The sequence below is a fragment of the Paraburkholderia domus genome, assembly GCF_905220705.1.
GTDB classification, from domain to species: domain Bacteria; phylum Pseudomonadota; class Gammaproteobacteria; order Burkholderiales; family Burkholderiaceae; genus Paraburkholderia; species Paraburkholderia domus.
The window spans coordinates 1-21199 of the sequence record NZ_CAJNAT010000004.1; the positions used below are offsets into that span (position 1 = coordinate 1).

Here is a 21199-nt window from a genome sequence, read left to right on the forward strand (position 1 = left end):
GCCAGTTATGGAACCAGACCGGTCCCATCGCATTGCCGGAAGTGCCGGGCGACACTGAACGATAGGTGCGGGAGAACACCATCGGCATGTCGTCGCCGCTGACGAAATCCGTGCTGTCGAGCGTAACGGCGCCGCTGCCCGGATAAACAGGGTCGGCAACCGGACAGGATTTTTCGGGTTGTGGATCGGTTTCGCCCGCGCACCACTTGTTGATGAGATCGAGGTCGTTCAGACATGCATAGCCGCCTGGTCCACCCGGCGAATTACTCGCCGCGTCGATAGCGCAGAACTTGCTGCCCTGGATGGCGCCTGATTTTGCGTAGCGTGTGGTGCAGTCATTCTGGTAATCCGCATTCGCACTGAAGGCGACCAGTAGCAGCATGAATGCGACCAGCAGACGGGCCAGATTTCCCGCTGGCCCGTAAGGCGGTTTGTTTGCTCTCATCTCTCTCCCTTTTGTAATGCGCCGTTAAAAACGTAATAAGGCGACACTGCATCGGGGAGTGCGACGTCAAAATGGGAGAATTCTGAAAAGCGCCGTAGCGCGACACATCTTTACAGGCCGGCTGAAATTGGCAGCTTCAAGGCAGGGCCGCCGCTAATCTGCGCGCCAACAAAGCCCGCTGTGCGGAACATCCAGCGGAGGTGAAAACCATGACATGTACGAGCTACAACGAAAGGGAATATCCGGTACGCGTCATCGTTGACCGCGACACCATTGACGATTTGCAGATTGACGCGCGCGCAACCTTTAAGTTAGGCACGCATTGAACTTCGTGAACTCAGGACGGACGCGGACGAATCGCGAGCGTCGTAACACGCGGACAAAAAAATGGCCCGCCGTCAGGCGGACCTTGGAAGGTCATTCGAGATCTGCGGCCGGGCGTCATTCTCTTCCAGGTGACGCGGCGCTCCAGCTTCGTACTAAGTGATCGCTGCACGCGCTCCTACTTCCTTCCCACAAGATATGTCACGCCATTCGGACCATAACGCTCCGAATGCGGTTTGTTTACCGGCAAGTGGAAGACGTCGCCGACTTTATATTCTTGCTCGGTGTCATCCACGCGTATATGCAATTCGCCTTCCAGAATCAACGCCTTCGCTTCGAATGAATGTTCATGCACATCCATCTCGACGTTCGCCTCCCGCGTCACAACAACCGCCTCAGGGAATCCGTCTTTCGTCAGGCTTTCAGTGAATGCTTCGCGGTCCATAGTGCCCCTCCGTCGGCAAGCAGTTGCGGAGACTTACTCTAACGCTATCCGGCAGTTCGTGCAGAGCGCAACCGCGTACTATGCCGATGCCGTCGCATGCGTTTCGACCTTCCTTCGGGCTCTCGCGCGCGGCGCTGCCGATTCACCCATCCCTTTCCTGCGGCGCTCAGCGTTCGATTCCGCTTCCTCCGCGTCGTCCATCACAACCGTCATCTTCCCCCGCTCGATGTTCGCCGCGGTTTCGTACTGTTGTGCCGTCCGCTCCAACAGCTCCGCAAGCATCATCTGATCGCGACGGTCGCAATGGTTCATTGCAATACCTTTGCGCAGCGTCCTGGCTAGCATGGCCAGCGACGAGAGCCGCTCGACGTAAATGCGGGTGGCCTCCACCACCTCAGCCGCAAGACGCTTGTACTCAGCGGGCTTTACGGATAGGCGAGGGTACATGTAAGTAGCTTCAGCGGGTTTGCTCATGGCGCGATTTCCGGTTAATTCTCGAAATCGCCCGACACTCGCTGCAAACGGGTGGGCGGGCACGTAGCGAGGTTGAGAGACCGGTGTTTTGCCAAGCCGGCGAGCCTTGTGGCCCCCTCGCCACCACCCGCCCATTGCGGACGCGTTGAGGCAGACGCACGAACCTGCACAGCAGGTCATGCGGTCAAAACATGCGGGCTCTCAAACCCGGTCATCATTGTTTTGACGACCGCCAAATTATAAGTGCGCCCTTCTCTTAAAATTCATTTTGTTAAGCTAACTATCTAACTTTGGCCAATCGGCCTAAGACAGTCCAAAACCTTCCCCCAGCGCAACGACATCGCACCTCTGAGCTTCGATCAAGCACCCCAACAAAGCAGCCGCCCAACCGAAGCCCATCCCCCTTCACCCGCCCTTAATTCACCACCAACACCGGCGCCACAGCCGCCGGATCACTAATACTCGGCCGGCCGTTCTCAACGTGCCCAGCCACACGACGCGAGAAGCTGGCGTCATCGTTGCTCGTCACCGTCAAGTCATACCAGTGATGGCTCGATGCCAGCACCCACGCCTCTTCGATATGCGCCTCGGCCGGCACCAGCACCGGACGTGTCCGCGCACCATACGCGTTGTCCGTCACCGTCAAGCGCGCAACGCCACCGCCCTTATTGCTGAACTTGATGAACACGTTCCCGTTCGCAACGTCGTACTGCACCTTGATTTCCGCCTCTGCGGGCTTATTGTGGCCGTGCCAACCCGCTGCCTGCGAAGTTGGCGCCGTCGCTGTCTGCGTATTGCCGGCAAACTTACGCACGAAGCCGTTCGGCCCAAACACCTCGAACGTATACACACCGTTCGTCGTCGTCAGATCGAAGGTCTCGTTGAGCGACTTGCCTGCCTCGATCGTATAACGCCACGGACCATCCGTGCGATTCGTCGAGTACACGTAGAAATGCGCGCCTTGATTGCCGGTGTTGGCAAGCACGATTTCGAATGTGTTCTTCTTCACATCCGCGCGCCCATTCACATGCAACTCATACGGCAACGCGCGGGCAAAACGGATACCCGATTCCTGCGGATCGAACGCGACTGGCGTCGCAGGCACGGTGGGTTTCGGCTGCGACGTACACTCGTTGGCGATCTGCTGATAGTTGCTCGTATCCGGGAGCGGCGGCACGGTGGCGTCCGGCGTGCGGAAGTCAAACGCCGTCGTCAGATCGCCGCACACCGCACGGCGCCAGGCCGTGATATTCGGCTCAACCACGCCAAAGCGCGTTTCAATGAAGCGAATCACCGACGTATGGTCGAACACCTGCGAGCACACAAAACCGCCCTTGCTCCACGGCGACACGATCGTCATCGGTACGCGCGGGCCGAGGCCATACGGTAAGCCGTCTGCCGTGTACGTGCCGCCACGCGCCGGATTGACCACGTTGTGAATCTCGCCGTCGGTGCTGACGGTCGACTGGCCTTGTGCCGGCGTCGTCGCCGGTTGCGGCGGCACGAGGTGATCGAAGAAGCCGTCGTTCTCGTCGTACATGATGAACAGCACGGTCTTGCTCCACACTTCGGGATTCGACGTCAACGCATCGAGAATCTGCGACGTGTATTCTGCACCGTAGGCGGGCGTATAGCTCGGGTGTTCGGAGTACGCAGCCGGCGGGCACAACCACGACACCTGCGGCAGATTACCCGCGAGCACGTCGTTCTTCAGGTCCGCGATTGTGCGCACCGTCTGCGCGCGCTCGTACAACGCTGAACCCGGCTGCGCGTTGATGAAGTTCGCGAAGTTCTGCAGCACATTGGTGCCGTAGTTGCCGTTCAACGGGTCCGCGCCTGTAAGACCTTGCTGGTAGATCTGCCACGTGATGCCCGCGGCTTGCAGACGTTCCGGGTACGTGGTCCACGAGAGCAATTGATAACTCGGCGGTCCGTCGCCGTCGACGTAGTCGCTGTTGTCGAGCAGCGGGCCCCCCATCGTGCCGGTCGGATCGACCATGCCGGTCATCAGATACGAACGGTTCGGGTGCGTCGGCCCCGGCAGCGAACAGAAGTAAGCGTCGCAAACCGTGAAGGCGTCGGCCAGTGCGTAGTGGAACGGAATGTCGCTACGCAAGTAGTAGCCCATCGTCATGTCGGTCTTGTACTGGGGCCACTGGTTGTACGCGCCGTTGTTGATCGCATAGTGCGTCGGGTACCAGGAATGGTCGAGATCGCCGATGCATTGCGCGCTGGTCGTCTGCGTGTTCAGATGGAACGGCAGCACAGGTTGCGCCGCGTTTTCTTTCGACGGCTGGTACCACACGGGTTGCTGGCCACCCGGCAGCGGAATCGGGAAGCGGTCGTTGTAGCCACGTACGCCGCGCAGATGGCCGAAGTAGTGGTCGAACGAGCGGTTCTCCTGCATGAATACGACGATGTGCTCGACATCGCGGATCGTGCCGGTGCGCGAAAACGCGGGCACGGCAAGTGCGTTGCGAATCGACTCGGGCAGCGCGGTTAGCGCGGCAGCAGCACCGGCGGACGAAGCCACGGTCTGCAGGAAACGGCGACGGCTATTTGATGTCATCGAATATCACCTTCTGCGGGTAAGGAAGAATAGCGCGACTCGTGCGCGCCGGTGGAATCAGGTCAGTTGCTGTTGGCGTTGTCGCCCGGTGCGTAATGCATCACGGGCGCGACTTGCTGGCTGTCGGCGGCGAGGCTGGCTTGCATGCTTTGTGTGATCGCGTCGGATGCCGCGGCAGGGTTGGCTGCGAGTGGTACCGATGCGTTAAGCATTGCCGCGGCAGGAGCCATGGGGGCGGCTTGCACGGCATTGTTGTTGGCAGTATTTACCGACGAAGACGCCGGCGCTGAGTCATCCGCGCCGCAGCCATTCAACGCGAAAGTTGCGAGCGCAACAAAAACGGCGGTAGCCAAAAGTGAGTTTCTTCTCATGTCTGCATCCAGCGTCGTGATGGCGGATGCAGTCTCCAATCCTTTCAAGAAATAATTGTGAAACGTTTGCGAGTGGATAAAACTCTTATCAAGCGTCAGTTATCCGAAAGGTGGTGGAAAGCAGCAAGCAGGAGAATGGTCACGTTAGCGCCATACGCTGAAGCTTAGGTACACCGAACGATTTGCGCTTTGCATACTTTGGTAAGTCAATGACACGCATCGAAAGACCTTTCGACATCTCGCGTCTCGAAGACGAATGGCTCGAAGCAGATGGCTTCGGCGGTTTCGCATCGGGAACCGTCGGCACGCTGCGCACGCGCCGCTATCATGCGTTGCTGCTGACCGCCACGCGCCCGCCTGGCGGGCGCGTGGTACTCGTCAATGGTGTGGAAGCCTGGCTCGAAGCGGACGGTCAGCGCTATCCATTGAGCATGCAGCGGTACGTGCCGGATGTGATCTATCCCGACCTGACAACGAGTCTCCTTGAGTTCAATACCGAGCCATGGCCGACGTGGCGCTTCCAACTCGATTCTCAGAGCGTGCTGACCGCAGAGCTGTTCGTGAGCAAGGCGACGCGCGAAACGGTGTTGCGTTGGCGGCTTGAAGGTGCAGAGGCAGCATCTGGCGCGGGCGCGTTCAGCCTGAAAGTCAGGCCCTTGCTCTCCGGGCGCGACTACCATGCACTGCACCACGAAAACCCCGCGTTCAACTTCAACGCGCAGACAAGCGGCGACCAGGCGTGCGTGAGTTGGCAACCCTATGGTGACCTGCCGATCGTCAATGTGGCGACCAACGGCGTCTACACGCACGCGCCTGATTGGTATCGAAACTTCTGTTACGTTCGCGAGCGCGAGCGTGGCCTCGATTTCAGTGAAGACCTCGCCACGCCCGGCGTGTTCAGCTTCAATCTCACCGATGGTGAAGCGGTGATGATCCTCAGCGCGTCGATTGCGTCCTCAGCATCCTCAGCGCCGGCAGCGGGGCCGGCAAGCACAAAACCAGTCGCCGCCCACGCAACCGAACTCGCACGCATCGAACAGCAGCGCCGCAGCACGCTCGGCTCACGCCTCCAGCGTTCCGCCGATGCCTACGTCGTCGCGCGTAACGAAGGCCGCACGATCCTCGCCGGTTTTCCATGGTTCACCGATTGGGGCCGCGATACGTTCATTGCCATGCGCGGTTTGTTGATCTCAGCGGGCCGTCTCGCCGAAGCCGAAGCGATTCTGCTCGAATGGTCGGGCACGTTGTCCGAAGGCATGCTGCCGAATCGCTTTCCCGACTATGGAGACACTCCGGAATACAACTCCGTCGATGCATCCTTATGGTTCGTCATCGCCGTCCACGACTATCTGGCGACGAACCACGCGAAAGCCGACACCCGAACGCGTCTGCAGCAGGCAGCCGAAACCATCCTCACGGGCTATACAAACGGCACGCGCTTCAACATCAAAGCCTCCTCGGACGATGGCCTCCTGAGTGCCGGCGTCCCCGGCGTACAACTCACGTGGATGGATGCGAAGGTCGGCGACTGGGTGGTCACGCCACGCATCGGCAAACCCGTGGAAGTGCAAGCGCTCTGGATCAACGCATTGCGCATTGCAGCAACGTGGAATCCGCAGTGGCAGCAGCCTGCTGAACGAGCGTTGCAAGCGTTTCATGAACGCTTTATCAACCCGTCGACGCAAGCGCTTGTCGATAACGTTGACGTGGATTTCGTAAAAGGTGCGGTAGATCGTTCGATCCGCCCGAACCAGATCTTTGCCGTAGGCGGTCTGCCGTTTCCGTTACTCGAAGGCGCGGCGGCGCGCGCGGTCGTCGATCAGGTCGAAGCGCAGTTACTCACGCCGCTTGGCCTCAGAACACTTGCCCCGTCCGATCCTGCCTACCGCGGGCGCTACGGCGGCCCTCCGATGGCGCGCGATGGCGCCTATCATCAAGGGACGGTCTGGCCATGGCTGCTAGGCCCATTCGTCGAAGCATGGCTGCGGGTTCACGGCGCCGAGCCGGACGCCCGTGCACAAGCCAAAGCGCGCTTTCTCGACCCGCTGTACGCGCATCTCGATCACGCCGGCCTCGACCATCTCTCCGAAATCGCCGACGGCGATGCGCCGCACACGCCCGCTGGCACGCCGTTTCAGGCGTGGTCGCTGGGGGAGTTGCTGCGCATCGAAAACCTGCTTGTCCGGTTGAAGCCCATTGCAGCGTAAACCGCGCTACGATGTGAGTCCCACCGCCAGGCCCGACGCAAGGACATCGTCATGCCACCGCTGCGCGCTGCCAATCTGCTCGACACGATCGAAGGTACCCGCCTGCACTCGGCTGACTGCGCCCATTGGCAGCGCTGGGGACCGTATCTCAGTGAGCGTCAGTGGGGCACGGTGCGCGAGGATTACAGCCCGGACGGCACCGCCTGGGACCACTTTCCGCACGACCACGCGCGCAGCCGCGCCTACCGGTGGGGCGAAGACGGCATCGCCGGTTTCGGCGACGACAAACTCAGCTGGTGCGTCTCGCTGGCCCTGTGGAACCGCAAAGATCCGATCCTGAAGGAACGCCTGTTCGGCCTCACCAATGCGCAGGGCAATCACGGCGAGGACGTGAAGGAGCTGTACTTCTACGTCGACGGCACACCGACGCATTCGTACATGCGGATGCTCTACAAGTACCCGCATGCCGCCTTTCCCTACGACGACCTGGTTCAGGAAAACGCGCGGCGCGGCGGCGACATGCCGGAATACGAGATCCTCGACACCGGCGTGTTCGACGATTTGCGTTACTTCGACGTGCAGGTCGAATACGCGAAACATGCGCCCGACGACATCCTGATGCGCGTGACGATCGAGAATCGCGCGGATGAGGCGGCTTCGCTCGATGTGCTGCCGCAGATCTGGGCGCGCAACTCGTGGTCGTGGAAGGAGAACAAGGACAAGCCATCGCTCGTGGCTGGCAAAGACCACAACGGTGAAGCCCATGTGGTCGGCAAGCAGCATGGCCATGAGCCGATCGTCGTGACGGCGTGGTCGAAGGACGCCCCGCAGATGGCGTGGCTGTTCTGCGAGAACGACACCAACGTCAAGCGCCTGTTCAATGTGGAGGGTACCGGGCCGTTCAAGGACGGCTTCAACGACTACCTCGTCCACGGCGACGAACAGGCGGTACGCCGAGACGCAGGCACGAAGGCAGGCGCGCACGCGTCGATTGAACTCGGCCCGCATGGCCGCGCCGTGGTGTACATGCGCTGGCGTCCGGCGTCGGGTCCCGATGCTGTGCAGCTCGATGCGGATGCGGTATTCGCTCACCGCATTGCCGAGGCCGACGAATTCTATGGCGCGCTGCAACACGAACTCGACGATCCCGATGCGCGCCTCGTGCAGCGTCAGGCGCTCGCCGGCATGTTGTGGTCCAAGCAGTACTACCAGTACGACGTGCATCGATGGCTCGAAGGCGATCCACTGCAACCCAAGCCGCCTGAGTCCCGCAAGCGCGGCCGCAATGCGGAGTGGCGACATCTGTGCAACGCAGACATTGTGTCGATGCCCGACAAGTGGGAGTACCCGTGGTACGCGTCATGGGACCTGGCGTTTCATGCGGCCGCGTTCGCGTTGATCGATCCGGCGTTTGCCAAGCGTCAACTGCTGCTGCTGGTGAAGGACCGCTTTCAGCACCCGAACGGCCAACTGCCCGCCTATGAATGGGCGCTAGGCGATGCGAATCCGCCGGTGCATGCCTGGGCCGCGTGGCGCGTCTATGAGATCGACCGGGCGCTGACCGGCACGGCGGATCGCGATTTTCTGGAACTCGTATTTCACAAGCTTCTGCTGAATTTCACGTGGTGGGTGAACCGCAAGGATGCGGAGGGCCGCAACGTTTTTCAGGGTGGCTTTCTCGGCTTGGACAACGTCGGCATCTTTGATCGCTCGTCACCGCTGCCGACAGGCGGTCATATCGATCAGGCGGACGGCACCGCCTGGATGGCGGCGTACGCGCTCGATCTGATGCGTATCGCGCTCGAACTTGCCTATGCGAACTACGTGTTCGTCGATATCGGCGTGAAGTTTTTCGAGCACTTCCTGTATATCGCCGAGGCCGTAAGTTGCGACGATGGTTGCGATACCGGTCTATGGGACAGCGAAGACGAATTCTTCTACGACAAACTGCGCCTGCCCGACGGCAGCAATATTCCGATGCGCCTGCGCTCGATCGTCGGCCTGATTCCGCTTTTTGCCGTGCACGTGCTCGAAGAACGTTTGCATGGTCACTTGCCGGGGTTGCGCGAGCGGCTCGTCTGGTTCCTCGAACATCGCCCCGATCTCGCGAAGCTGGTTTCACGCTGGAACGAACCGGGCAAGGGCAATGCGTTGCTGCTCTCTCTGTTGCGCGGGCATCGGATGAAAGCGCTGCTGCGGCGTGCACTCGACGAAAGCGAATTCCTCTCCGATCACGGCGTGCGGGCGCTGTCGCGATTTCACCGCGATCATCCGTTCGAGTTCAACCACAACGGCACCAGCGTCACGGTCAAGTATCTGCCGGCCGAATCCGACACACGCGTGTTCGGCGGCAATTCGAACTGGCGCGGGCCCGTGTGGATGCCGGTGAACTATCTGCTGATTGAATCGTTGTACGAATTTCATCGGTACTACGGTGACAATTTCCGCGTCGAGTATCCGACCGGCTCGGGGCAGAAGTTCTCACTCAGCGAAATCGGCGACGAACTGGCACGCCGGGCGACCACCTTGTTCCTGAAGGACAAAAACGGTGAACGTCCGGTGATGGGTGCGTATCCACTCTTGCAGGCCGATCCGCGTTCACGCGATCTCGTGCTGTTCCATGAGTATTTCCATGGCGACAACGGGCGTGGTGTGGGCGCTTCGCATCAAACGGGCTGGACCGGGTTGGTGGCGTTGCTCCTGCAACCGAGGGCGATGGCCGCGTCCGGTAATGTGCCGCTGGCAGGCGAGCCGGACCGGGCGCCGATTCCAACGTCGCCAACGTCGGCTATGGCACCCGCCCCCGCATGTCCACCCGAGTCAGCGCCCGAACCTGCACCTGCGTTGGCGACCACGGTGACCACGTAGCAAGTAGCAAGTAGCAAGTAGCAAGTAGCGAGTGGCAAGTGGCAAGTGGCAAGTGGCAAGTGGCAAGTGACAAGTGGCAAGTGACAAGTAGCAAGTAGCAAGTAGCAAGTAGCAAGTAGCAAGTAGCAAGTAGCGACCCGGCCGCGCGCGAGGTTACATAAGCCATACAGCGTGCGCGCCAGGCAGGTTGAGTCGTTGTTTTTGAACTGTGCGGGTCCAAGCGTGGTCTTTCATGTACCGCCACGTCCGTTCCATTGGCTTCCTTAAGTGAATCCCATGTCGACTACTCCGAACACCCCAACCCCGGCCAGTCACGAACCCAGTTGCAAAGTCAGCGCGGGTCCGCATGAAGCGCCGTCGTCGCCGGCCGGCAAGCGGCCCGCGCCGCCTTGCACGCTGGTGATCTTCGGTGCGGGCGGCGACCTGACCAAGCGGCTGCTGATGCCCGCGCTGTACAACCTCTCGGTGGACGGCCTGCTCGACAATGGCATGAAGATCATCGGCGTGAATCACGGAGCGCGCGAGACGAGCGAATGGCGCGAAGATCTGCACATGTCGCTGCAACAATTCGCCGCCGACAAAGCGAGCACCTTCCACGCCGGCAAGCTCGACGACAAAGCATGGGACTGGGTCGCGCAACGGCTCGAATACATGGCCGGCGAGTTCGAAACCGACGACACGTTCACGAAGCTCAAGCAAAAGCTCGATCAATCGCCGGGCAGCAACGTGATTTTTTACCTCGCGGTCAGCTCGCGCTTTTTCAAACCGATCGTCGAGCATCTCGGTAAAGCGGGCTTGCTGAAAGAAGGCGAGGGCGACTCGGGCGGCTTCCGCCGTATCGTGATCGAGAAGCCGTTCGGTACCGATCTCGCCTCGGCGCGCGATCTGAACGCGCACATTCTGTCGTACGCGAACGAATCGCAGGTGTATCGCATCGATCACTTTCTCGGTAAGGACACCGTACAGAGCATTCTCGCGGTGCGTTTCGCGAATGCCTTGTTCGAGCCGATCTGGCGGCGCGAATATATCGACAGCGTGCAGATCACCGCAGCCGAGACGATCGGCGTTGAAGGGCGCGGCAAGTTTTACGAGCAGACCGGTGCGTTCCGCGACATGCTTCCGAACCATCTGTTCCAGTTGCTCGGCATGGTCGCGATGGAGCCGCCCAATTCGTTCGATGCCGAAGCCGTGCGCGACAAGAAGGCTGAAATCTCCGACGCAATCCAGCCGCTGACCGCCGACGACGTCGTCTTCGGTCAATACGAAAAGGGGCCCGCGGGCATCGGCTATCGTGAGGAACCGGACGTCGCACCGGACAGCACGACGGAAACCTACGCCGCGGCGCGCGTGTACGTCGAGAACTGGCGCTGGGCGGGCGTGCCCTTCTATCTGCGGACCGGTAAGCGGCTTGCCGCGCGCCGCACGGAGATATCGGTCCAACTGAAGCCGGTGCCGTTCCGTCTGTTCCGCGACACGCCGGTCGACGCCCTGACGCCGAATGTGCTGACCTTGCGCATCGATCCCGCGCACGGCACGAGTTTCGATTTCAATGTGAAAACGCCGGGGCCGGTGATGCAGGTGGGCGCGGTCCAGTCGTCTTTCGACTACTCGGACTTCTTCGCCGAACGGGCCAATGTCGGCTACGAGACCTTGCTGTACGACTGCATGCTCGGCGACGAGACACTGTTCCAGCGCGCCGACAGCATCGAAACGAGCTGGTGCGCGGTAGACGATGTACTCCACCCGAAGACCGGCGGCGCGATGCCGGTGCACGGTTATCCGGCCGGCAGCGAGGGACCTGCGGAAGCGGATGCGCTACTCGCACGCGACGGCCATGCATGGCGGCCTTTGAAGCAGGATGCAGTTGAAAAGAAGTAACTCCATGAGATGCGCCAACACAATCGGGGGACACCGTGGCCACACGTAAGACGAAAGTGAAAAGCAGTACCGAACGGATTCTGGCCATCGATGTCGGTGGCACTGGCTTGAAAGCCGCGATCATCGATGCGGACGGACAGATGAAAACCGAGCGTTTGCGCGTGGCGACGCCGCATCCATGCACGCCGGATCAACTGGTGGACGCATTGGCGAAGCTGGTCGAACCGCTCGTCAAAACAGAGCCGCCCACGCTGATGTCAATCGGTTTTCCTGGCGTAGTGCGTAACAACCGCATATTGACGGCGCCGCACTTTGGCGTTGAAGGCTGGCACGACATTCCGTTGGCGGATTCGCTGGCGCAGCGCCTCGGCGGTCTGCCGGTGCGCATGATCAACGACGCCGAGATGCAGGGTTTTGCCGCGATCGAAGGTCATGGGCTCGAATTTGTGCTGACGCTCGGCACGGGTGCGGGCACGGCGCTGTTCCGTGACGGCGAGTTGATGCCTCACCTCGAGCTTGCGCATCATCCGGTCAGTAAGAAGGGTGTGGCTTACGACGAGTACATCGGCGACGCGGCGCGCGAGAAGGCGGGGAATAAGCGCTGGAATCGCCGGGTCCAGAAGGTAATCGGCATTCTCGATGCGCTGGTGAACTACGACAAGCTGTGGATTGGCGGTGGCAATGCGGCACGGCTGACGTTCAAGTTGCCCGCGAACGTGGCGACAGTATCGAACGATGCGGGGATCGAAGGCGGTGCACGTTTGTGGCATCCGAAGTCGCTGCGCGAGACGCGGCAGTTGCCGGAGGCCAATGAGAGGACGGGCCGGTTCAAGTGAGGCGCGCGTCGTCGAGCGAGTTATGTTGCGTCGGCGGAATAAAGCGCCCGGGCGATACGTTTGCCATCTAGAGCGGCGGCACGCGTTTTCTGGCGATGATTGTTTAGCCTTTGCGGCGGCCGGGCAACCGACGCCGCCGTCAAAGGCAACGCACTACCTGGCCGCATCACCCCAGCGATATTCCAGGCTAACCTCATCGAGCTGCGCTTTGACTTGTGGATCGAGCACAAGCTCCGTAGCAGCCAGCGTATCGCTCAGCTGTTCAGCGCGACTGGCGCCGATAATTGCCGAGGTAATCAGCGGATTAGCCAACACCCACGCAAGAGAAACCCGAGTCAAAGACTCGCCCGTCAGCGCAGCAATCGCTTTCAACTTCTCGATCGTTTCGAACTCGCGCTGATGCCAGTACCGCTCCTGGTACATTGCCCCCGCTTTGCCGACGGTTTCGGTAAATCGCCCGGACGTGGGCGCTGCATCCGCCCGATGCTTACCCGTCAGCAAGCCACCCGCCAGCGGGTTATAGGGCATCACGGCCAATTGCTCTTCTGCCGCCAGACGTAACAACTCCCTCTCGATCTGCCGGAACAACAGGTTATACCGGGGCTGAACCGATACAAACCGCGACACGCGCAACACATCAGCGCGACCCAGCGCCCGCGCCAGCCGATACGCCAGGAAATTCGACACGCCGATATACCGTGCCTTTCCCGAACGCACGATGACATCCAGGGCTTCGAGCGTCTCATCGAGCGGCGTATTCGCATCGTCGGAATGGAGCTGATACAGGTCCACGTAATCCGTGCCGAGCCGCCGCAGCGATGCATCGATCGCGTCCAGCAGATGTTTGCGCGACGCGCCTTGATCCCACGCTGACGGCCCCATCTTGCCGACCGCCTTCGTCGCCAGAATGTAGCGGTCGCGTTTGCCCTTCAGCCACCGTCCGACGATTTCCTCCGTGCGCCCGGCAATGCTCTCGTCGCCACCGAGCGGATAGACGTCGGCGGTATCGATGAAGTTCACACCGGCGTCCGCCGCCGTGTCGAGGATTCGATGCGAGACATCTTCTTCAGTCTGCAGACCAAAGGTCATCGTGCCAAGACACAGGCGCGAAACGGTCAGGCCGGTGCGGCCGAATTTGCGGTATTGCATGGTCAACTCCGAAGCAGGACGGAACGGTTGCGATATGCGGTGTTGCAAAAAGGATAAACGGTGCGGCGATTTCGCGTTCGATCACTCGTGCGCACCTGAGTGATGTGTCGTTAGTATTTAGAAAGATTTTCGATGAAATGCGTAAGTGCAATACGCCTTGAACGTTGGAGTACATCACCCAGGTCGTGTCGTTGACTCGGTCCTAAATTGACAGTAATTGAGGTGGGTATCCCTGACATACGAACATTTTCATATTCATCTAACGAATATAAAAATCGCCATGTAAAGGGCCACCTGATATTACAAGTATGTAATGCATTGCTGACCATGAAGCATTGAAAATTACGAATTGCATACGTTGGTAAAAAACGGAAATAATTTGATCACTCTGGGTAAGGCTCGGCGCGATTGATGCGTTTTGATGCGCATGAAATGATATCGATTCTCATTTAACAACTAGCCAGCCATCCCGTCGTCTTCCCTCCAAGCAGAAGACAGGCAGCCAGCCAATTGCGGTTTTGTCACTGATTGCATGTCGAACATGCGGATCTGGCAAGCGCACTTCTGACGGGATTTCCCATGTTCAACCACACGCCGCTTGCGACTGCGTTAGCGTTAACTTTTGCCGTTCCATTCGCCACGCCCGCTGTGGCGCAGACCGCGCCGCAAGCCGCATCGCAGTCGCCGGCTCAAAACGCGCCGGCGAATACAGCGGCCGAGAACGCGACCTTGCCGGCCATCGGTGTCGCGGCGCAAGCCGAACAACAGGACTTCCAGGCAGAACGCTCGACGGTCGGCGCAAAGACGCCCACCGCATTGCGCGACATTCCGCAGACGGTGACGGTGATCAACAAGGCGGTGCTCGCCTCCCAAGGCGCCACGTCGTTCCAGGACGCTTTGCGCAATGCGCCGGGCGTGACCATTGGCGGGGCTGAAGGTGGCCAGATCGGCAACAACATCAACTTGCGCGGTTTCACCGCGCAGAACGACATCTATCTGGATGGGTTCCGCGATCGCAACCAGTACTATCGCGACACCTTCGACCTCGAGGAGCTTGAAGTGCTGTATGGTCCGTCGTCGATGTTGTTCGGCCGCGGCTCGACGGGTGGCGTAATCGATCAGGTTAGCAAGAAGGCGAATCTGCATGACTCGGCGGAAGTCTCGGCAATGGTCGGTACCGACGATCGCTATCGCAGCACCGTCGACGTGAACCATAAGCTGACGGAGACGGCGGCGATACGCCTGAACGCATTCGGCCAGAGCCTCGGCTCGACGCGCGACGAGATGAAGAACAAGGACTACGGCATCGCGCCGGAAGTGCGTTTCGGCATCGGCACACCGACCGAAGTGACGATATCGGCGCTGATCCAGCACAACTACGACATGCCCGACTACGGCGTGCAGGCGTTGAACGGGCATCCGTCACCGGTGCCGAAGAACACGTTCTATGGCCTCACCACCGACCGCACGATCCAGGATGTTCAGACCTTCACGGCCGGCATCAAGCACAAGTTCTCCGACAGTCTGACCCTGAGCAACCAGACGCAGTTCTCGCATTCACTGACCGATGCACGCGAAACCGCGCCGCAAGCTGTGTTGACGGGCCCGCTCGCGAGCAGCACTGCGCTGACCAACGGCAATTACACGACGTTGTCGCCGTCGCAGTTGTTCATCAAGCTGCAGAGCCACGACCGTGTGATCGAAAACCATTCGTTGTACAACGACACGATGCTCGAATACAAGTTCGACACCGGCCCGGTCAAGCACGACCTGATCGCCGGCATCGAACTCGGCCACGACAGTTATTCGAATCAGGCGTACACGCGCAACAACTTGCCGGTCGTCACGATGGTGAACCCGGCGTATCTGTCATCACCCGCTGGTGTGACCACGACAGTCGGCAACTACGCCGATTCCGGTTCGAATGAGATCGCCGGCTACGTCAACGACACGGTATCGCTCGGCCAGCACTGGAAGGTGATCGGCGGCCTGCGTTGGGACCGCTTCCAGGCACAGATCCACAATTCGATCACGGCGCCGCTTTACGCGAGTCAGACCAACTTCTTCACCAGCGTGCGCGCGGGCGTGATCTATCAGCCGACCGACTGGCAGTCGTACTACGTGTCGTATGGCACGTCATTCGATCCGTCGCTCGAAGCTTTGACGGTCACCAACCTGACGCAAAACCTTGCGCCGGAGTCGACCAGGTCGTATGAAGTCGGCGGCAAGTGGGATCTGCTGGGCGGCAATATCTCGGTGACGTCCGCGTTCTTCCGCGAGGAAATGACTAACGCCCGCACGCAAGTTTCGCCGACCGAATATGAACTCGACGGCGACATCCGCGTCGACGGATTTCAGGCCGGCGTAACCGGTCACATCACCGACAAGTGGCAGATTTTTGGCGGCTACACGTACATGGACGCCATCATCCTGAAGGCGCTCGACGGCACGCAAGGGCACGTGCCGGCCAACACGCCGCGCAACACGCTGACGCTCTGGAGCACTTACGCGATCACGCCGCACTGGGAAATCGGCGGCGGCCCGACTTACATGTCGCCGCGCTACGCGTCGAACACGAACTACGTTCAGGTCCCGGGCTACACCCGCTGGGATGCGACCGCCGCCTATCACGCGAAGAAATACGACGTTCGGCTGAATCTGCTGAACCTGACCAACAAGATGTACTACGACGCGCTCATCCAGTCGGACGGTGGCCGTTCCGTGCCGGGTATCGGACGTACGCTGCTCGCGACGGTCGACTACCGGTTCTGAAGCGCGCCTCATTGATACGTTAGGCTTGCCGCTCTTGCAAACGGCAAGCCGACTAAACGAGGCCAAGGAAACTCAAGATGCTGCTGCACATTCCGAATGTATTGGACGCTGAGCAATTGCGCTTTGTGCGCGAACGGCTCGACAGCGCCGGCGACGCATGGGTCGACGGCCGCGCGACCGCCGGTTATCAGGGCGCGCCGGTCAAACGCAATCAGCAGATCGCCGAGCATTCACCGCTCGCGCGTGAACTTGGCGATGTGATTCTCGCGTCGATCGAGCGCAACCCGCTGTTCATCAGCGCGGCGTTGCCGAACCAGGTTTATCCGCCGCTCTTCAATCGTTACGAAGGCGGCATGCAATTCGGCAGCCACGTGGACGGTGCGGTGCGGGTGCTGCCTAACGGTGTGAAGCTGCGCACGGACGTGTCGGTGACGCTGTTCCTCTCCGAACCCGGCGAATACGACGGCGGCGAACTCGTCGTGGAAGACACCTATGGCGTGCAACAGGTCAAGCTCCCGGCGGGCGACATGATCGTGTATCCGGCCACCAGTCTGCATCAAGTCACACCGGTCACGCGCGGCGCGCGCCTCGCCAGCTTCTTCTGGGTGCAAAGCCTCGTGCGCAGCGACACGCAGCGTGCCTTGCTATTCGATATGGACACAGCGATTCAACGCCTGAACGCCACGCACGCCGACGATGCTGCGCGCCGTAGCCTGGTGGGCTGCTATCACAACCTGTTGCGTTCCTGGAGCGAAACGTGAGCGTACCCGAGGCTATTGAACTCGAACCAGTTGCGGCCATCGACGCCGCGGCGAGCGAACCGCAGGTGGGGTCGATCGATGCTGCTGTGTGCGTGGCGCTGATCTAACAGACCCTACGGACGGCGCGTGGCGATAGTGGCTCGCGCATCCGGCATCCTGCCCGCCCGCCAGCGGGAAAGCGCGCGCTCGCGCTAGAATCGTCGCAGACCGCCAAAACTGGTTACCTGTCCGCAGGCCGCATTTACACCGTTTCATCGCGTGATTGCCGAGCAACTTGGCCTGCCGGCCGAAGAGCAACTGGTGTGCGGCATGTCGCTCGGTTTCGCCGACGAACGCGCATTGGTCAATACGCTACGCACCGATCGCGAACCGGTTGAACGGTTCACGCGATTCCTCGATTGACGGCCATTCTCACTTCCTATCGGACCATCATGAAAACTTCGCGCCGCCATTTTCTCATGCTGGGTGTGGGCGTGAGCTCGTCGCTCATGCTATCCCGCGTCGCGTTCGCCGACACCGCGAACACCCTGAGCGAAGCCGATCCGAAGGCGCAAGCCCTCGGCTATAAAGAGGATGCGTCAAAGGTCGACAAGGCGAAATTCCCTGGCTACGCCGCAGGACAAACCTGCGCCAACTGCTCGCTATTCCAGGGTAAGGCCACCGACGCCTACGGTGGCTGCACGCTGTTCGGTGACAAGCAGGTCGCCGCGCGCGGCTGGTGCAGCTCGTATTCGAATATGTGACCGCGCAAGCGGCCCGCACGCCGGCACGTGTGATTAAAAACGCTTTGACCTTAATTCAAAGCGCTCAGTACCAGGTCATGCGAATGGCCGATCCATATCGCCGCGTCGCGGTGGTCGCGCAAGGCGTCGCCCGTATTCGGGTGCACAAAAATATCGAGCGCGCCGTGATTCAGCGTGAGCCAGCCGACGAGTTCGGCGAACTGTTCCTGCGCGAACGCGAGTTGATACGACCACATTGGATGCGGCCCGACCGGGCGTTCGTGAAAACGGCCCATTTGTAATTTGCCGTTCCAGTGCGTTTCAATCTGCTCGCGAAAGGTCCACGCGGCGTCGCGGCTGCCTGAATCGAAGTAAACGTGGGCGTGCCAACTCTCGATGGCTGAGGTGTCGCGAAAGGTCATAACAGGGTCCGATGGGGTTCAGTCTTTATCAGACACTCATTCTGCTTGAGTTTTCGCTGACGCGCGATGCCAGGCATCGTCGGCGAATTCGCCGGCGCGCGCCAGATGCCTGGTCATGGTGGCCTTGCGCAGTTCGAAGAGATAGCGCTTGCCGACCTCTCAACTTCATGGCTCACATCTGAAGAAATCGTCGCGCTACGCCGATTCGCCAAATTGGCCTGCCAATTCCCCTCGTTTCGCGCAATTGCATTCACGCGTACTCACATAAACTGTTTTCCATGGAGCGACAAAACACCGAGCCCATCGACGCGGTCTTCCCCCGCGTTGTTTTGAACCGTACCGTTGATGGCAGTTTGCCGCGGTTGTCTAACGTGGCAGGGCAGTAAAGCAGTAGGAAGTCGAAGCAATGCAAACAGCGCGCAAACGAAGCAACAACGCGCGCGAATCAGCAGGGGGTTGCAGCGAGGCGATGTTGAAGGCGAGGGACCGCGCTGTAACGCAGTAGCAGTTCAAGTAACAACAGTTTTGCTAGTTTGTGGTGGTTATAGGTCGGCAAGCATCCACGCGCCTGTACGACTCTTCCATCCTGTCCGGCCCTGTTCCCTCGCGGGAACAGGGTCTTTTTTTGTCTGTTCGGCAAATGTGACTTGTATTTAGCGGGTCCGAACCTACATGGCAGCTTGGCATTTTGGGCCTGCCGCAGCGGAAAGTCTGCTCGCGCGCGGCGGGATGCCGCACGGAATCGAGACTTTAAGTTGTTTAAGTCTGTCTTAATAGTTGCTTGCCATGATGGCTGCACAGACTCACATTAAGGGCCTGTCAAGCCGCCAGCGCATCGGCGGCGTTTGCCACCGGAGAGCACAGCATTCGGTGGTAGAGCCGAGAGTTAGCGAAGGAGGTTGAATCGATATGTCCAGTAAATCGCGAGTCCGCAAGCACACCCAGCCGGCCATGTCCCCGCTGCTGCGTGCGCTGACCTATAGCCGCACCGCCCACGAGCCGGTCACGATGGCGATGCTCATGCAGTGCTACACCGCCCTCGACGCATTCCGGCGCGGCCGAGGCTCGCGGGATTTGCACATGACCTTGAGCCGGCATTTGCTGGTGTCGCAGGAGTTGGCGCGCCTTGGTCTTGGCGAGGACGTTCTTGCCGATATCGAAAGCGCACATGCGGCGATGGTGCAGCTCGACGCGCGCGAGCATCAAGACGGCACCTGGATTCTCGACGACGGCGAATACAGGCGTCTTTGCACGGCGCTGGCGATTCTGGATGGGCAGCTGTCCGCTGCATCGTTGAGCGAGATTGCGAACGCGGAAGCGAAGATGATCGAGGGTTTGATGCGATCCGCTCGTGCGCAGGCTCTTGTCGAAGCGACTGTCTAAGGTCGCGTTGTAATTCTGCGGTGAGCCGTCGACGGCTCGCCATCTATCGGCACAGCAGCGTCAGAACATGATGTTGGTCCTGAGACCCACAACGGCTTCATTGCCGACTCGCTGCGATGGGTTCTCCGGATTCGGAATGCCGCCGGCCGGACGGAACGCGTACTGGAAGTCCGCTTGCAACTGCCACCACGGCGCGACCTGGTACTGATAGGTCGCTTCGATGATGGTCTCCGCGCTGCGCGACGGATACCCCGGTGTTGTGAGCGAAGCCGTGTCGCTCGCGAGGTTTTGCGCATGCGAGCCAATCCTCGCGTAGCCGACCGCAAGCCCGGCGACATCATTGTCGCGCCCCTTGAACGGCGCCTTCAGTGTCACGCCGACGTTCACCCCCAGGTCGACCAGATTGCGATCGCCTGGCGCGCCCATGATTCTGGCGAACACGCCTAACGATTGCGGACTGTCCGCGCCCGCACGCCAGACCATCTGGTCGGCCACCGCGTAGAAGCTGTAGTCGCCCCGGTGACTACGCGGAACGCCGGTGCTGGCCGGATTCGCAAGTGACAGGCCGGTGTTGTCGATCTGCTGGTCGGCAAAATTCCCCGTGTTGTACCAGAAGCCCAGTTTGTAAGTGCCAGGCAGTCCGGTGGGTTTAGCGTCCGACGGATTAGCCGGTGGCGGGTTGATCGCGTACTGCACTTCGCCGATGAACAGGGCGCTGTCATGCAGGTTGAAACTGGTGCCGTGCGCGTTCAGCTTCTGCGGATCGCCGATGCCATTGCCTGCCGGATTGCCGTCGAACACACCCGCCAGCACGGTCCACGAATCCGCGGGGGTGGCCCGCACGCGTACCCCAAGTGACGACAACGGATAGGCAGGCCCGCCCGCCGGCATATCGGTGGACGGCAGCACCGGCCAGCCAAACGTGGCGTTCATGAACGTGGTCGCATACTGGCTCGTCATGAACTCCTGGTCGAGACTCTGCTGCCCGATCTTCACATCGACCTTGCCCGCGAGCAGGGACTGCTGATACCAGAGTTCCCACAGTCTCGTCGTCGCATCCGCTTCGATGCCGGTCGCCGTTTGCAGGGTCTGCAGGTTCCGCTGGGTCAGGTTGGTGCCGTGAATCTGCAGGCCCGACACGTTGAAGGTGCCGCCCGGCAAGCCGATGGCCCTGCCCGTATCGACGACCAGGCCAAACTGGGTCAGACCGTCGTAAGCCCCGCCACGCGCAGTCCCACCTGACAGGTTGTTCAGATACTCACTGGTTTCCTGCAGGCTGAACGTCATGCCGTGGTCGCCGAGCCAGGGCCGCAGGCCACCCATGTCACCGAAAAGTGTCGCACGGTCCCAGAAACCAGTCGGCGCAGGCGGCGCCTGGTCCGCCTTCGCTGCGTCCGTTGCGGGCGACGTCGACGACGGCGCGGACTCGGCTGGCGTAGAGGTAGGCGCGGCTTCCGCACTCGCCTGAGCGAGCGCGGACTGTACAACGCCAAGAGACAGAAGGCAGGTCAGGCTGATGGGGGCACCGCACATCAGCAATGTGGTCTTGAGGTTTTTCTTCATGGCAAGGGGA

Annotated in this window: 16 protein-coding genes and 1 pseudogene; 10 read left to right on the forward strand and 7 right to left on the reverse strand. The window is 60.4% G+C overall.

Annotated features, from left to right (window positions below; genetic code table 11):
* From KHO31_RS10220 to KHO31_RS10235, 4 genes are all read right to left on the reverse strand, one after another.
* Positions 1-445, reverse strand: a 445-nt coding sequence (locus tag KHO31_RS10220) for a DUF6531 domain-containing protein (RefSeq protein WP_236071157.1), incomplete at its 3' end; no start/stop codon positions are given.
* Positions 446-947: 502 nt separating this feature from the next.
* Entirely contained in the window at positions 948-1214 is a 267-nt protein-coding gene (locus tag KHO31_RS10225) for a cupin domain-containing protein (protein ID WP_211623229.1), read from the reverse strand.
* A gap of 78 nt (positions 1215-1292) precedes the next feature.
* Positions 1293-1688, reverse strand: coding sequence for a hypothetical protein (locus KHO31_RS10230; RefSeq protein ID WP_211623231.1), 396 nt, complete (start codon positions 1686-1688; stop codon positions 1293-1295).
* A 415-nt stretch (positions 1689-2103) separates the two neighbouring features.
* A complete protein-coding gene (locus KHO31_RS10235; RefSeq protein WP_201086588.1) occupies positions 2104-4257 on the reverse strand; it encodes a phosphocholine-specific phospholipase C in 2154 nt (717 codons plus the stop codon).
* Positions 4258-4401: 144 nt separating this feature from the next.
* Between KHO31_RS10235 and KHO31_RS10240 the strand changes: the two genes are divergently transcribed.
* The 5 genes from KHO31_RS10240 (at position 4402) to KHO31_RS10260 (ending at position 12417) form a co-directional block, all read left to right on the forward strand.
* Positions 4402-4683 (forward strand): hypothetical protein, encoded by a 282-nt coding sequence (locus KHO31_RS10240; RefSeq protein WP_201081411.1) that lies wholly within the window; start codon positions 4402-4404, stop codon positions 4681-4683.
* A gap of 154 nt (positions 4684-4837) precedes the next feature.
* Positions 4838-6835: an amylo-alpha-1,6-glucosidase gene (locus tag KHO31_RS10245; RefSeq protein WP_201086589.1), complete on the forward strand. Its 1998-nt coding sequence runs from the start codon at positions 4838-4840 to the stop codon at positions 6833-6835.
* Positions 6836-6886: 51 nt separating this feature from the next.
* Positions 6887-9703, forward strand: a complete 2817-nt coding sequence (locus tag KHO31_RS10250) for an MGH1-like glycoside hydrolase domain-containing protein (protein WP_201081414.1) — start codon at positions 6887-6889, stop codon at positions 9701-9703.
* 276 nt (positions 9704-9979) lie between these two features.
* Positions 9980-11581, forward strand: a complete 1602-nt coding sequence (gene zwf / locus KHO31_RS10255) for a glucose-6-phosphate dehydrogenase (RefSeq protein ID WP_201081416.1) — start codon at positions 9980-9982, stop codon at positions 11579-11581.
* 35 nt (positions 11582-11616) lie between these two features.
* Positions 11617-12417 (forward strand): ROK family protein, encoded by an 801-nt coding sequence (locus tag KHO31_RS10260; RefSeq protein WP_201081418.1) that lies wholly within the window; start codon positions 11617-11619, stop codon positions 12415-12417.
* Between the two features lie 153 nt (positions 12418-12570).
* On the opposite strand, the gene KHO31_RS10265 is transcribed toward KHO31_RS10260, so the two are convergent.
* Positions 12571-13566 carry an aldo/keto reductase gene (locus KHO31_RS10265; protein WP_201086590.1) on the reverse strand — a complete coding sequence of 332 codons (996 nt, stop codon included), beginning with the start codon at positions 13564-13566 and terminating at the stop codon, positions 12571-12573.
* A gap of 579 nt (positions 13567-14145) precedes the next feature.
* On the opposite strand from KHO31_RS10265, the gene KHO31_RS10270 reads away from it, so the two are divergent.
* From KHO31_RS10270 to KHO31_RS10285, 4 genes and pseudogenes are all read left to right on the forward strand, one after another.
* A complete protein-coding gene (locus tag KHO31_RS10270; RefSeq protein WP_211623232.1) occupies positions 14146-16338 on the forward strand; it encodes a TonB-dependent receptor in 2193 nt (730 codons plus the stop codon).
* Between the two features lie 77 nt (positions 16339-16415).
* Positions 16416-17099: a Fe2+-dependent dioxygenase gene (locus KHO31_RS10275; RefSeq protein WP_211623233.1), complete on the forward strand. Its 684-nt coding sequence runs from the start codon at positions 16416-16418 to the stop codon at positions 17097-17099.
* A gap of 216 nt (positions 17100-17315) precedes the next feature.
* Positions 17316-17501 (forward strand): annotated as a pseudogene (locus KHO31_RS10280) (nitroreductase); the annotation flags it as partial.
* Positions 17502-17530: 29 nt separating this feature from the next.
* Positions 17531-17842: a high-potential iron-sulfur protein gene (locus KHO31_RS10285; RefSeq protein WP_201081428.1), complete on the forward strand. Its 312-nt coding sequence runs from the start codon at positions 17531-17533 to the stop codon at positions 17840-17842.
* A 50-nt stretch (positions 17843-17892) separates the two neighbouring features.
* Here the strand turns inward: KHO31_RS10285 and KHO31_RS10290 are convergent, their stop codons facing one another.
* The gene (locus KHO31_RS10290) at positions 17893-18243 is read right to left on the reverse strand and encodes a DOPA 4,5-dioxygenase family protein (protein ID WP_201081430.1); all 351 of its coding nucleotides are present in this window, start codon (positions 18241-18243) and stop codon (positions 17893-17895) included.
* 909 nt (positions 18244-19152) lie between these two features.
* Here KHO31_RS10290 and KHO31_RS10295 point away from each other — a divergent pair.
* Positions 19153-19626: a hypothetical protein gene (locus KHO31_RS10295; protein ID WP_201086592.1), complete on the forward strand. Its 474-nt coding sequence runs from the start codon at positions 19153-19155 to the stop codon at positions 19624-19626.
* Positions 19627-19686: 60 nt separating this feature from the next.
* Here KHO31_RS10295 and KHO31_RS10300 read toward each other — a convergent pair whose 3' ends face one another.
* Positions 19687-21189 carry a carbohydrate porin gene (locus KHO31_RS10300; protein ID WP_201139330.1) on the reverse strand — a complete coding sequence of 501 codons (1503 nt, stop codon included), beginning with the start codon at positions 21187-21189 and terminating at the stop codon, positions 19687-19689.
* Between the last annotated feature and the right edge of the window lie 10 nt (positions 21190-21199).